Raw genomic sequence first — 13,172 nt, 5'->3', positions numbered from 1 at the left:
GCTTTCTTTATCTGCGCTTGTTGTTGTGGACGGCAAAGGATTCAACACCCGCCGCCAAGGGCAGCTCCAGCGCAAAGCGGCTGCCTACCCCTTCCTTGCTCACCACAGAGATATTGCCGTCCATCTGCTCGACGAATTGCCGGGTGATCGCAAGACCGATGCCGCTCCCCTCCACTTCCTCGCGCCGGCTGACGCGCGTGAAGGGTTTGAAAAGTTCGCCCAAACGCTCCCGGGGAATCCCGATTCCGGTGTCCTCGATGATCAGCCGCGCGCGGCCCTGAGAGGTAACTTCACATTTGATGAAAATTTTCCCGCCGGGCTTGTTGTACTTGGCGCCGTTGCTGAGCAAGTTCATCACGCATTGCCGCAGCCGCACCTCGTCCGCATTTACCAGCGGCATGGGCGCATGGGAAAGCGCGTCATCCACGACCGAGATGCGGTACCGGGCGAGAGCGGGCTGCACCATGGTGATCGATTGGCGCACGGTACGCAGCAAATCCACTGGCCTGATCGATATTTCCACCTTCCCGTGCTCTATTTTAGCCAGATCCAAAACATCCTCGATCAAGCCGAGAAGATGATTGCCGGAAGAGATGATGGCCTCGAAATATTCTTTTTCCTTTTCGGGAGAAAGCACGCCAGGTTCGGACAGTTCCAATATCTGCGCAAAGCCGAGAACGGCATTCAGCGGTGTGCGCAATTCATGGGACATGCGGGAAAGAAACTCGGATTTGGCTTGATTGGCGATTTCCGCGCGCACGCACGCATCTTCCAGCGCCCTGAAGTTTTGCCGCTGCGCCGTTATATCCCGCACGATGCCCACATAAGCAAGCTCGGCCCTGTCCGTCACCTCGCCAACCGAGAGATACATGGGAAAGATCGATCCGTCTTTCCGCCGCCCCTCGACCTCCCGGCCGATACCGATGATCTTTTCCTCGCCGGTGGCCTGATAATTCGCGATATAGGAATCGTGCTGTGTCCGGTACGGTTCCGGCATCAGGATATGAACGTTCTGACCAAAAACTTCCTCGGCCTTGTAACCGAAAAGCAATTCGCTTGCCTTGTTGAAGAGACAAATCCGGCCGCGCCGGTCGATGGCGATAATACCGTCCACCGCCGTGTTGAGAACAGCTTTGAGAAGATCCGATTGGCTCGCGCTATCCAACGAGGATAAGAGCAATTCACCTCACCTCCCCAAGAGAGCGGCATCCGTCATGCAAACGGACATACCCTGGATTACCGCCCTGCGTTACCGGCGGATATGCGCCGGCAACGGACGGATTTGGAACGTCAGCCCACAGACTGCCGTCATATCGTCTTGTCTAGCTCATGGAAATTGGCGAGCGGACCACCCAGACGCCCATAACCATCATGAAAGGGTAATCTATATTTTCCGGAAATCCATCATTTTTTCCAAGGCGCCGTCCCGGCGCCCCCTTACCGGCCCGCGAACTGCTTCTTGCCATACCGGGCCCGCTTCGCCCCACCCTTTTCCAGAATGCGGGCGACGCCGCCTTGCATGTCCTCCGTCTCGAACAGGGCAACGCTGTCGGACAGAACCACTTCATCGGCGGCCCGAAGCCCTGCGTCGCAGAACCGGTGCAGCATTTTCTTGGTCACCGCATGGGCCCGTGCCGGACCTTCCGCAAGGGAGCGAGCAAAGGCCAGCGTTTCGGCAAAGAGAATTTCGTCGGGCACGATGCGGTTGACGATGTTCCAGCGCTCGAATGTCGCCGCATCGTAGATGTCTGCCGTGTAAACGACTTCCCGTGCCCGGGCGTCGCCGCAGCGATTGGCGAGACGCTGCGCGCCGCCCAGAAAAGTCGTCGCGCCGATCAACGCTTCCACCTGGGAGAAGCGCGCGCTTTGCGCGGCGAAAATCATGTCGCAGGCAAGCGCAAGCTCGAGCCCGGCTGCCAGACACAGCCCTTGAACCGCCGCGACAAAGGGAAACGGCGCCTCTTCCATCTTGTGGATGACCGGCAAATAGGCAGCAAACATTTCCTTGGCGCTTTGCGCGCTGCGGCCCTGAAAGATCGCGACATTGGCGCCGCCGGAAAAATGCGGGCCCGCCGCGCAGACGACGGCGGCGCGGCAACCGGAGGCCAAGGCCTCGTCTACCGCGCGGGCCAAATCCGCCATCAATTCCTCGCCGAACAAATTGAGCGGGGCGTCATTGAGCATCAGCACCCCGACATCGCCTTCCCGTTCGAAGGTGACCATATTTCCCATCGCGCGCGCCTCCCCGCTTTTCCTCATTCCTCCTGCCGGATGCTATCGAACGGGGGGTTCGGGTCATCAAACAAAATTGCAACGATCGAACCATTTTTGGTTTTTCCCATTGGTCACGCGCTCCCTATGTTCTAGGTTTTCCGGCCAATATTCAGTGGTGTGCCTATGGATTGGGATCTCGTTCGTTTTTTCCGCGCCGTCACGACCAGACCGCAGCTCGGTCCGGCGGCGGATGCGCTGGGGGTTAGCCCGGCAACCGTTTCACGTAAAATCGCAGAGCTTGAAAGGCAGCTCGGACGGGAACTTTTCACCCGCGAGCGGGGCGGCTACAAGCTGACCGAGTTCGGCGAAGAGGTCGCTCATCAACTTGAAAGCCCGGCCACCTCGCTGGAAGATTCCCTTTTGCGGCTGCGTTTTACGGGCGACAAGCGCCGGGCGCTTGTGCGCGTCAACACGATCGAAAGTCTTGCCACGTTCTGGATGCCGCCGCGCCTGAAAGAGATGCAAGGGCCCGAAGGCGATATCGATCTCGACATCCGCACCGATTTCGAACTGATCGACCCGCGTTACGGCGATGCGGATGTGGCGGTGCGCATGGGCACGCGGGGAACGGAGCCCTTGATCGGGCGTCCGGCGGGACGGTTTGCCTTTGCGATTTTCAAGGCCCCGGGAACGGAGCAAACCATCCGCTATGTGGGGCGGATGGCCGGGACACCGGTCGGGCGCTGGGCGGATGCAAATTTGCCGACGGGCAAGCCGGTTCTGCAATGCGATTCCGTTACCGCCGCCGTCAACATCATGGAAAGCCAGGGCGGAACGACAGTGCTGCCCGCCTTTATCGGCCGGGAAAAGGGCTGGGAACTCACGATGGCCGGCCGCCATGTCGTCTCGGACATCATGGTTCTACGCAAAAGGATCGGCAAAAAACAGGACCCGCGCACGAAGGTTTATGACAGTCTTCTGCGGCTACTTCGCGGCTATGATTTTTGCACCCCGGTCAAGCCACCCAGAAAAAGCTAGGCCGGACGCCTCACAAATACCATTCATATTCGAGCGTGGAGATGTGGCTGTGGAATTTCTCGTATTCGCGCAGCTTCACTTCCGTATAAACATCGACATAGGCATCGGAGAAATAGTCGCGCAGCACGGCTGAATTGCGCATCCGCTTTAAGGCGCTTGGCACATAGAAGGGAATGTCATCGTCCATCAGCTCGCAGGCGTTGCCTTCCGCCGGCTCGCCCGGTTCGAGCTTATTTTCGATGCCGTGAAAAATACCGGCCAGAATGGCGGCAAGCGCAAGATAAGGATTGATATCCGCCCCGGCCACCCGGTGCTCGATGCGCCGCGCCTCCGGCTCGCTTGCCGGCACACGGAAGGCGACGGAGCGGTTGTTATAGCCCCAGGCCGCGTTGACCGGCACGAAAAGATTGGGCGCAAAGCGGCGATAAGCATTGAGGTTCGGTGCGAAGATCGCCATGGACTGATCGAGCAAAGTCTGCAATCCGCCAATGGCATGAAGCAGCTCCTGGCTTCCCTCCGGACCGCCATTGTCGAAGATGTTGCGCCCGTCCCTATCCAGCAGGCTGACATGCATATGGCAGCCATTACCAGTTTGATCGGCGAAAGGTTTGGCCATGAAACTGGCGCGGAAGCCATGTTTGCGCGCGGCAGCGGCAATCAGATGGCGCAGCATCACGGCATGGTCGGCAGCCGCCAGCACATCGGCCTCATGGCGCAGATTGATCTCGTATTGACCGGGCGCGAATTCGGCGGTTGCCGCCGTCGCGGGCACGTTCTGCTCGATGGCGAATTCGTCGATATCTTTTAAAAGCGCGGAAAAACCATCGAGCTCGGTGATGCCATATAGCTCGTTGCCATATTCGCGCTCGCCCGTTTCCGGGTTGATCGGCGCCTGAGGCTCGCCTTCCTCGCCAGGCTGCGGGTCCAGCAGATAGAATTCGAACTCGGCGGCCACGACAGGCTGCCAGCCTTTTTCCTCGAACCGGGCAAGGACGCGCTTGAGAACATTGCGCGGTTCAAGCTCGCAAGGCGCGCCGTCTTCCTCGAACATGGTCATGAAAACCTGGGCATGGGGCTGGTCGGCCCAAGGCACGAGCTGCAGCGTTCCCTTGACCGGCCAGCTTAAACTGTCCGGATCGCCATCGGAAAAGCCCATGCCGTGAATATCCTCATTCACGCCCGTCACATCGAGAAAATAGATCGAACGGGGCATCTGAATGCCGGAGGTAAAAACCTTCTCGGCCTCGCTGACGGGAAAGCGCTTGCCGCGTATGGTCCCGCAAATATCCACGAAAACCGCATCCAGATAGTCGACCGGGCCCTTTTCGGCCAGAAAAGCTTTCCAATCCGCCAGAGTTGCAATGCCGTTCTCAGCGGGTTTGGTTCTGCCACTCATTCTTCGATCCGGAATTTCCGGCCTCCGCTTTCATTTAAATGCCACAAAATACTAGCCGTCCTGCCCCCTGTCCTACCAGCGCTGCGGCGATAAAAAAGAGCGGTCGGCTATATATCTGTCATAAAATAATAAACAAGGGCCCCGCGCAAATACCAGCGCCGGAGCCCGGGCAGCGGAAAGGGGGAAAGGGGCCCACGCATGGGGGCGGGCAGATCGTTCTCACTTGCCGCGCCCGTAAGAAGCCGGGCCAAAAAGCGGCCCGTCCAGGGGGCCGCGGCAACGCCGTCGCCGTGATAACCGAGCCCGTAAAACACACTCGGATCGTCCTTCAACCGCCCGATGGCGGGGGTCTGATCGCGGGTCATGCAGACGAGGCCGCGCCAGAAATGTGTCACCGGCACCTCGGCCCAGGCGGGAAACACCTCACCGAGACGGCGGGTAAGAAAGGCTTTCATGCGCGCGCCGTCTTCCGCCGTGCCGCTCATATCGCCCCGCCCGCCGAAAATGAAGCGTCCGTCGGGGAGCAGACGGTAATAGAAAAGCAGGCGGCGCGTATTCGTGCATGGGTCTTCGGTCAGCCAGTTTTGAGCGGCGCGCTCGGCGGCGGTCAAAGGGCGCGTTGCGATGATGTTGGAAATGATGGGCAAAACCCGCCCGGCAAAACGCCGGTCGAACGTCTCACGCGTAAACCCGTTCGTTGCCACGATGACGTTTTTCGCGCGCAAGATGCCCCCCGCCGTTTCAAGCTCATGCCAGCCTTCCCGCTTTGCCCAGGAAAGCACTTTGGACTGGCCGTGAAGACGGGCGCCCGCGCGCGCCGCCGCACGGCCAAGACCGCGGGCAAAGCGCATGGGGTGGAGGCCGAAGCCCGTCCCCCACCACATGCCGCCAAATTGTTCGGTGGAGTCATAAACGCGCTCGGCAACTTCCTCCCGGCCCGCTACCTCCGCCTTCTGGCCGAACGCCTCGCGCAGCAGGTCTGCTTCTTTTTGAAGACCGGCAAAGCGGCGGGCATCATGGGCGATGTGCCAGACGCCCTCTCCTTGCGCCTCGATATCGAAGGCCTCGTCTTTCGCCAGCGCGCGGACAAGGTCGATCGCTTCTTCCTGCGTCTTCATAAAGCGGCGCGCTTCTTCGGCACCATAACGGGAGAGCAATGTCTCAAGACCGAGGCTGCTTGGGTAAGGCGCGCAGAACCCGCCATTGCGCCCCGATGCGCCCCAGCCCAGCGGCCCCGCTTCCAGGAGACAAACATCGACCCCGTAATCCTTGGCAAGGTGATAAGCCGCCGAAAGACCGGTATAGCCGCCGCCGATAATCGCCGTGTCGCAGCTCTGCGGCCCCTCGAAAGGCGCGCCGCCCTCGAAGGGTTCCGCGGTTTCTTCCCAAAGGCTGCCTACCGGCACGGCCGGGTCATACATATCCTCATGATAAAGCGAAGCGGCGCCGAACCTCATCCGTCCCCCCGGTTTAATGTGCGATCAGGGGATCATATCCGGCGCGGTTTCTTCTGGCTCTTCAACATTTCCGGCGCGCTCCGGCTTTGCAGATGGGGGGCCATGATGGCGGCGGCCGTGGCGGGGCCGCATCAAATGCTCGGCGAATTTCTCGCGCACCTGCGGCGAGGCATCGGCAAGCGCGGCGGCAATGCCTTTCTGGGTCGTCAGGGACAAACGGCCCATCACCTCATGAATCTTCATCATTGCCGCTTCCACCGCCTCGGCGTCATAAGGCTCGGCCTTGATCTGGCGTGCCGCTTCCTTGCGCGCGGCGCGCAGCTCCTTGATCATTGGCCGGGCATCGCGGAAATTCTCGCGCATGATGCGCCGCATTTCCCGGAACGCAGCTTTATCTTCCTGCGTACCCGCGCTTGCGATCAGACCGCCCAAAGGCCCGTGAAAGGCGGGCGGCTCGCCCGGGCGGAAATGGCGCCAGGCCGCACCGGTGAGAAGGCTCGCGGCAATGGCGCCGGCCAGAAACAGGTTGAGCGCCAATGACACAAGCAGCAGCGTGCGCGGCCCGCCGCTCTTTTTCCTGGCACCATTTTCCTGCGGGTCACTCATCCCAGTTCTCCTCCAAAACACTATCGGCCATGGCGAGCGACAAAAGCGCGGTTTCCGTCTGCGGGTCCGACGACATGGCCGTCAGCGCGCCCGACGCGCCGATGTAAAGACCGAAAAGCAGCGCGGCGGCGCATGTGCCCATCGGCACCCATACCGGCCCTTCCGGCCAGAGCGCGCTCATAAGCGCGCGCCAGACCCCCGTGCCGTGCCGCATTTCCCGCCCAGGACGGGCCGCCAAAATCCGCGCGCTCAATGCCGCATCCGGCGCCTCCACCTTGAACGCGTTCAGCATCTCATCGAGCGCGCGTTCTTTGGCGATCTTTGACTTAAGGTCCGGGTGTCCCGCCAGCGCCCCGGCCTCTTCTTCCGGCCAGCGCGCCGCATCTGCGCCATAAGCTGCCAGAAGCTCTGACAAGCGTTGTTCATCCAAGCCCGCTGCACTCATTGTCTCTCTCCGCTTACTGCTTTCACCGGCGCATCGAAAGCCGCGTCCTTCAGCAATAAATCCTTCAGCCCCTTGCGTGCCCGGGTCAAAAGCGCTTCCACCGCCTCGACGGTGCAGTCCATGATTTCCGCCGTCTCCCGGTTTCCCAGTTCCTGATAATGCACCAGGATGAGAGCGAGACGCTGGCGCTCGGGTAAGGATTGCAATGCGGCCGCCACCCTTGCCGATTGCTCTGCCTCCGCCACCCGGCTTTCCGCCCCCGGCGCCGGATCTGCAATGAGGGCGGCATCTTCCAGCGGCGCACTCTTCCGCACCCGCAGCCTGTCGATGCATAAATTGCTCGTCACCCGGTGCACCCAAGTCGAAAATCTTGCGCCGCCAGGCTGCCAACGCGCCGCCTGTTTCCAGATGCGCAAAAACACTTCCTGCGCCACATCTTCCGCTTCACTGCGCGAGCCGAGCATACGCTGGGCAAGCGCAAGCACACGGGGGAGATAGCGGGCCAGCAAAAATCTAGCGGCCCGTTCCTCCCCCGCGGCAAGCCGTTTCAAAAGCGTCTCGTCGCTTTCCTCGCTCACGCGCGTCTCACTCCAGCGGGCATGTCCCGGTCTTCACCTTGGCGCGGGATCTGCACTCTGCGGCAGATATTCCGCCGCAGAGCTTAGCTTGGAAACGCTGTTACTCGCCAGCGCCCGGGCCATGCGGGCCCTTGCCGTGATGGGCGCGCATTTTCTCGCGCGCGGCCTTGGCTTCTTCCTTCGTCACCGCGCCGTCACCATCAGCATCCATCATTTCGAACATCTTTTCGCCGTGACCGCCGAATTCACTGACGGCAAGCTTGCCGTCGCCATCCCCGTCCTGACGTTCGAACATCTTCTTCATGCGTTCTTCATGGCGCGCCATCATATGCGCGGTCATTTCCTCCTGGGTGACGAACCCGTCGCCATCCGCATCCACCTTGGCAAAACGCGCTTCTTTGGCAGCCGCCACTTCTTCCTGCGTGATCTTGCCATCGCTGTTCGCATCGAGCTTGTCGAACATTTTACCGCCGCGCTTGCCATGACTGTCCGCCATGGCAATGCCCGCCGCAAGACCAAGGCTCAACACAGCGCCGCCGGTAATTTTTATCCAAGACTTCATTTGTCTCTCCAATTCATTGACCCCAATCCGTTTCGTCAAGGACGCGGCCGGCAAGCCGAGGGGGGGAGGCGCTTGCCGGCCGGCCCACTATGCGCAGGGGATCGATCGAGGAGGCTGAGGGATGCAGATTCAATGAGAATGCATACCCGTCCCGTGCGCTTCTCCTATAAACGGAGCGCAAAGAGGATTCCGTCGCCGGAAACCGGAAAAATTTGATTTTTTGAAAGACGCGCCGGATCAGGCCTCAAAACGGCTCAAAACAGCGGCCGGCGGGCAATTTTCGCCGGCAACCGGGCACGGCGCACCGTCACTTCGCCGGGAATTTCGGCATGGACGTTGAACCCTTCATCGGCGGCCAGCGTCTCGGTGCGGATGGTGGCAAGCGCGATATTGGCGCACAAGACCGGCGACCAACCGATAGAGGTAGCGCTGCCCGCCCGGTCATCGCCGCAATAAACGGCGGCAAAACGGGCCGGCTCGCCGCCCGAAACCTCAAGCGCGACGAGGGACCATTGCGCGCCCTTCTCTTTGGCTTTGGCCAGCGCGGCGCGGCCGTTGAAGGGGCCTTTCTCGAGATCGACGCAGGCCCCTGCCCCCAATTCATAAGGCGTGCGGGCAGCGTCCGGATCGACTGCGCATTCTGCGCCGAAATAATCGCGTCCGAAACGGGCAATGCCCCGCTCCAGCCGGCGCAGCTCGCAAGCGGCAAGACCGGCCGGGCGCAGCATTTCTTTGTGATGACGCAGGAGCGAGCCCCATATGACCGGCGCATCTTCCGCGTCCACCCAAATTTCAAACCCTTCCTGCCCGAGCGAACCGGTGCGGGAAATATAGACGGGCGCGGCGTGGAGCTCGGCCCAAAGCGCGCGGCCTGCCGGAAGACCGGCAACCGCATCGCCGAAGCGCTGACGGGCGATGGAAGCTGCTTGCGGGCCTGAAAGAGCGATGCAGCCGAGCGTGCCGGAAATATCTTCCACGGCGCAATTAAAACCCTCCGCTGTGGCGTCAAGCCAGTCCAGATGGTTGCCTTCCACCGTCAGCCGGTAGTCTTCTTCCTCGAGGCGGAAGAGCACGCCCTCGCCCACAATCTTGCCGCCCATGTCACAGAAGAAGACCCGCGCGGCCCCATGCACCGGCAAGGCGGTGACATTGCGGGTGACGAGCTTTTGCAGGAACTCTTCAGCCTGCGGGCCGCTGATGCGGTATTTCGTCAGCCAGGACATGTCGGCAAGCGCTGCCTGCGCGTGCAATGCTTCATACTCGCTGGCGAGCGAGACATAGGTCTGCGGCGTCGTATAGCCGTTCCAGCTTGCCCACTCATTGGTCCGGCAGGACATGGCGGCAAAACTGTGCAGGCAGGTCGGCTCGGCCTGCATCTCGAAGGGCAGGACATCGCGCCCGGCTTCGAAAAGATCGGCGCGCGGCGCGTCATATTTTTCCAGCGCCTCGTTGCGGTGTTCGTTTTCAAAGTCCGGACGCACGAGAATGTTAGACATGAGTGCGTCCCCCCTCCAACACATGCGCGGCGGCAAGCCGCCCAGGCTCACCCGTCAGGCCGCCGCCCGGATGCGTGCCACTGCCGCACAAATACAGTCCCCGGACGGGTCCGTCATCATGGGAGAGCCCATAGCCCGGACGGAAGAGCAAGGTCTGGTCGAGGCTCATATCGCCCTGATGCCACCCGGCACCCGGCACGCCGAAGCGCCGCTCGATTTCCGGCGGGGTTAGAATTTCCCCCGCGATCAGCTTGAGCTTGATATCCGGCGCATAGACGGCCACGGCATCGACGACGCGTTTGGTGAACTCATCGCGCCGCGCATCCCAGCCGCCGTTCAGATCATAAGGCACATGCGGCAGCAGAATGGACATGGTGTGGTGACCGGGCGGGGCGGCGCGCGGATCGTGATAGGATGGCAGCACGATTTCCATAATCGGCTCCACCGCCAGCTCATGGCGTTTGGCAGCCACGAAAGCGCGTTCCATCGCCGTCATGTCGGGTGCAATGAGCCAGCGCCCGCCATATTCGCGCTCTTCCAGCCCCTCGATGATCGGCAGGCCTTCAAGGGCAAGATTGATCTTTGCGCAGGCGCCCTGCATCCGCCAGCCGCCGAGACGGCGGGTCTGTTCGGGCGCAAGGTGAGCGGCCCCCAAAAGATCGAGATAAGTCCGGCGCGGATCGAGGCTGGAAAGAACGATAGGCGCATGAAACTTCGTGCCGTCGGTAAGCACCACGCCTTCCGTCTCGCCGCTATCGGAAACGAGAATGTGGCGCACTTGGCTGTTCGTGCGCACACGGCCTTCGCTTTCCCCGATCAGCCGGGCAAGCGCCTGGGGCAGCGCGCCGATGCCGCCTGCCGGATAGCCCATCTTGCCGCCGGCAATGTTCTGCTGCGCCAGGCGGTAAATATATTGATAAGCAGAGCCCGGCGATTTCGGCCCCATGTGATGGCCGAGCGTTGCATCCATCGCCAGGGCGGCTTTGAGCAGCGGGTCCTCGAACGTGCGGTCGAGCACCTGCGCCATGCTGGCGGGCAGAAAGCGGCCCAGCTCCTGACGGTCTTCCTCGCCCATTTTTTCGAACCGCCAGATGAAGGAAAGCGCGTCCGTTGCCGCTTGCTTCGCCCCCTCACCCGGCACCGGCAGGCCTTTTTCGAGCAACGGCTGCAAAAGCCCTGCATAGCGCTGAACGCGCTTCATGAAAGGGCCGTAGGCTTCCGCATCGCGGGGCGATCGGTCTTTCAGCCGGGCAATATCGGCGCGCGAGGACGCAGGCAGCACGAGATGCTTGCCGTCCTTGTCGAGCGCAACGGTCACCATGTCGCGGCTTGCCATTTCAAAGCCGTGCTTGGCGAGCTTTAAATCTTTTTCGATGCGCTGCGGCCAGGCGTAGAGCAAATGCGCGCCGGCTGAAGACATATAATCCGGGGCGATTTCCGCCGTCACCGCCGCGCCGCCCACCTCGCTTTCCGCTTCAAGAACGAGAACGCGTTTGCCCGCCTCGGCAAGATAGGCGGCAGCGACCAGGCCGTTATGGCCTGCCCCGATCACGATCGCATCATAGGCTAGATCATGTTCCATCATGCCGCCGCTCCCTTGCCGCGGCGGAAGAGACCGCTGCCGCCGTTCAGTGAGCCGAGCAGTTTTTCGGCGACGTTGTAGCCTGCAATGCCGAGCCCGGCGCCGCCCGGATGAGCGCTTGCCGAGCAAAGATAGAAATTCTCCACCGGCCCTTCATAAGCCGCAAAGCCGGGCACCGGGCGGTTGAAGAAAAGCTGATCGAGATTCATTTGCCCTGCAAAAGGATCGCCATGCGTGTGGCCGGTCTCTTCTTCGATATCGCGCGGCAAGGCAAGGCGATACCCTTCGATCCGCTCAATGAAGCCGGGGCTCACCGTTTCAAGTTTCTTCAGCACAAGCTGCACAAGCTCGGCCCGGCGCGCGCCGCTCCAGGACCCGTCATGCAATTCGTAAGGCACATAGTGAAGCGTGATGCTCGCCAGATGTTTGCCGGCCGGCGCAAGGGACGGATCGGCAAGGCTCGGGAAAGTCATATCGATCAGCGGACGGCGCGGCGGTGTGTGGTCCTGCCAATCGTCAAAGCCCCATTCCATGTCATCCAGGAAACCGGGCAGGCGCAACCCGCCCGCCAGCGCCGGGCAACCGCGCGGCAGGTCCGGAAAGTCCGGGAAGCTGGAAAGGGCGAGATCGAGCTGCGCCGTCACGCCTTCGGTGCGGAAATGGCCGATCTCTTCCACATACCGCTTGGGCAGGGAGGACCAGTTGAAAAGGCCGAGATAGCTGTGCTTCACATCGAGATCGGACAGCACACAGCGCGCAGCGATTTCCGTATCATCGGAAAGAACCACCCCTGCCGCCTTGCGCCCTTCCATACGCACGTCCACAACCTCCGCCCCAAAGCGAATATCGCCGCCTGCCGCTTTCAGCGCATTGGCGATGGCTTTGGTAAGCGCAGGCAAGCCCCCTTGCGGCAGGAGGCGGGCCGGCATACCGCCGCTGCGCTCCCCGATCCACAAAAGCGGGAGAAGCGCCGCCGTCGTCTGGCCGCAAGGCCCTTGCGCATGACCGGGCAGCGCGGCAGAGGCGATATGCGCTTTCAAATGATCGCTGCGGAAATAGCCATCGAGGAAGGTTTCCATGGATTGCAGCCAGACACGGGCTTCATCATGAAGCTCGTGAGCGGGTTTCAGCATCAGCGCGCGCACATCCTGCACCAGCTTGCGGATGGCAGCGGGGCTGCGCCGTGCCGGGTCCTGCTGTTCTTCGAGAATGCGTTTTTCAAGCCTCCGGGCCTGGCGCTGCATATCGCGCGCAAACCGCGTCCAGGCGCTCGCATCGCGCTTGTTATGACGCTGAATTTCGCGCGTCATGACGCCTGCATCCGTGTAGGAAGCGACATAGCGCCCGTCATCGAAAAGCGAGATACCGCCATCCAGACGCAAGGCGCGCAGCCCATGGCGGCCAAGACCAAGGGCGCAAACGAAATTGGGATCGAGATAGCCGCCCGGCAGCGAAAAAGGCGGCGCCTTGAAGCCGGGAACGATTTCACCGGCAAGGGCGGCGGCTTCCGGCTGCTCGCCGCGCTCGAGAACCAGAACGGCAAAGCCGGATTGCGCAAGACGGGCGGCGGCTGCAAGGCCGTTCACCCCTCCCCCAATCACGACAACATCATACCGTTCCATCAAGCCTAGCTCCAAAACAGACAGCCCCTGCACCCTTGTGCAGAGATGGCACGTCCCTTTTCGGCACAGAAGCGGCCCGCATGCTGCCTTTTGGGGGGTTAACCACAAAAGGCCAGTTCAACCCTGACCTAAAGGGTCAGGTGCCCGCTTCCGGCGCAAAGGGCCGGATCCGTTCT

Annotated in this window: 12 protein-coding genes; 1 reads left to right on the top strand and 11 read right to left on the bottom strand. The window is 61.4% G+C overall.

Annotated features, from left to right (window positions below; genetic code table 11):
* Positions 1 to 7 precede the first annotated feature (7 nt).
* Together M2A_RS08425 and M2A_RS08420 are read right to left on the bottom strand one after the other, a co-directional pair.
* Positions 8 to 1,180: a PAS domain-containing sensor histidine kinase gene (locus M2A_RS08425; RefSeq protein WP_081875495.1), complete on the bottom strand. Its 1,173-nt coding sequence runs from the start codon at positions 1,178 to 1,180 to the stop codon at positions 8 to 10.
* Between the two features lie 257 nt (positions 1,181 to 1,437).
* Entirely contained in the window at positions 1,438 to 2,232 is a 795-nt protein-coding gene (locus M2A_RS08420; RefSeq protein ID WP_045445889.1) for an enoyl-CoA hydratase/isomerase family protein, read from the bottom strand.
* A 165-nt stretch (positions 2,233 to 2,397) separates the two neighbouring features.
* On the opposite strand from M2A_RS08420, the gene M2A_RS08415 reads away from it, so the two are divergent.
* Positions 2,398 to 3,252, top strand: a complete 855-nt coding sequence (locus tag M2A_RS08415) for a LysR family transcriptional regulator (RefSeq protein WP_045445714.1) — start codon at positions 2,398 to 2,400, stop codon at positions 3,250 to 3,252.
* A gap of 10 nt (positions 3,253 to 3,262) precedes the next feature.
* Here M2A_RS08415 and M2A_RS08410 read toward each other — a convergent pair whose 3' ends face one another.
* The 9 genes from M2A_RS08410 to M2A_RS08370 all read right to left on the bottom strand — a co-directional run bounded on the left by M2A_RS08410 (position 3,263) and on the right by M2A_RS08370 (position 12,996).
* Entirely contained in the window at positions 3,263 to 4,648 is a 1,386-nt protein-coding gene (locus tag M2A_RS08410; RefSeq protein ID WP_045445712.1) for a glutamine synthetase family protein, read from the bottom strand.
* A 107-nt stretch (positions 4,649 to 4,755) separates the two neighbouring features.
* The gene (locus M2A_RS08405; protein WP_045445710.1) at positions 4,756 to 6,105 is read right to left on the bottom strand and encodes an NAD(P)/FAD-dependent oxidoreductase; all 1,350 of its coding nucleotides are present in this window, start codon (positions 6,103 to 6,105) and stop codon (positions 4,756 to 4,758) included.
* 24 nt (positions 6,106 to 6,129) lie between these two features.
* Positions 6,130 to 6,711 (bottom strand): periplasmic heavy metal sensor, encoded by a 582-nt coding sequence (locus M2A_RS08400; protein ID WP_045445708.1) that lies wholly within the window; start codon positions 6,709 to 6,711, stop codon positions 6,130 to 6,132.
* Positions 6,704 to 7,156 (bottom strand): hypothetical protein, encoded by a 453-nt coding sequence (locus M2A_RS17315; RefSeq protein WP_052379323.1) that lies wholly within the window; start codon positions 7,154 to 7,156, stop codon positions 6,704 to 6,706. Before M2A_RS17315 ends, M2A_RS08400 begins: the two co-directional genes overlap by 8 nt.
* Positions 7,153 to 7,734, bottom strand: a complete 582-nt coding sequence (locus M2A_RS08390; RefSeq protein WP_045445706.1) for an RNA polymerase sigma factor — start codon at positions 7,732 to 7,734, stop codon at positions 7,153 to 7,155. Before M2A_RS08390 ends, M2A_RS17315 begins: the two co-directional genes overlap by 4 nt.
* Before the next feature lie 100 nt (positions 7,735 to 7,834).
* Entirely contained in the window at positions 7,835 to 8,296 is a 462-nt protein-coding gene (locus M2A_RS08385; protein WP_052379322.1) for an EF-hand domain-containing protein, read from the bottom strand.
* 254 nt (positions 8,297 to 8,550) lie between these two features.
* Complete coding sequence (locus M2A_RS08380) at positions 8,551 to 9,792, bottom strand: aminomethyl transferase family protein (RefSeq protein WP_045445704.1); 1,242 nt, start codon at positions 9,790 to 9,792, stop codon at positions 8,551 to 8,553.
* Positions 9,785 to 11,377, bottom strand: a complete 1,593-nt coding sequence (locus M2A_RS08375) for a phytoene desaturase family protein (protein WP_052379321.1) — start codon at positions 11,375 to 11,377, stop codon at positions 9,785 to 9,787. The genes M2A_RS08380 and M2A_RS08375 overlap by 8 nt, the downstream gene beginning before the upstream one ends.
* Positions 11,374 to 12,996, bottom strand: a complete 1,623-nt coding sequence (locus M2A_RS08370; RefSeq protein ID WP_045445701.1) for a phytoene desaturase family protein — start codon at positions 12,994 to 12,996, stop codon at positions 11,374 to 11,376. The genes M2A_RS08375 and M2A_RS08370 overlap by 4 nt, the downstream gene beginning before the upstream one ends.
* Positions 12,997 to 13,172 lie beyond the last annotated feature (176 nt).

The sequence above is a fragment of the Tepidicaulis marinus genome (assembly GCF_000739695.1).
Taxonomy (GTDB): Bacteria; Pseudomonadota; Alphaproteobacteria; order Parvibaculales; family Parvibaculaceae; genus Tepidicaulis; species Tepidicaulis marinus.
The sequence above is the reverse complement of the archived record's forward strand: the minus strand, read 5'-3'. Positions and strand labels throughout refer to the sequence as shown.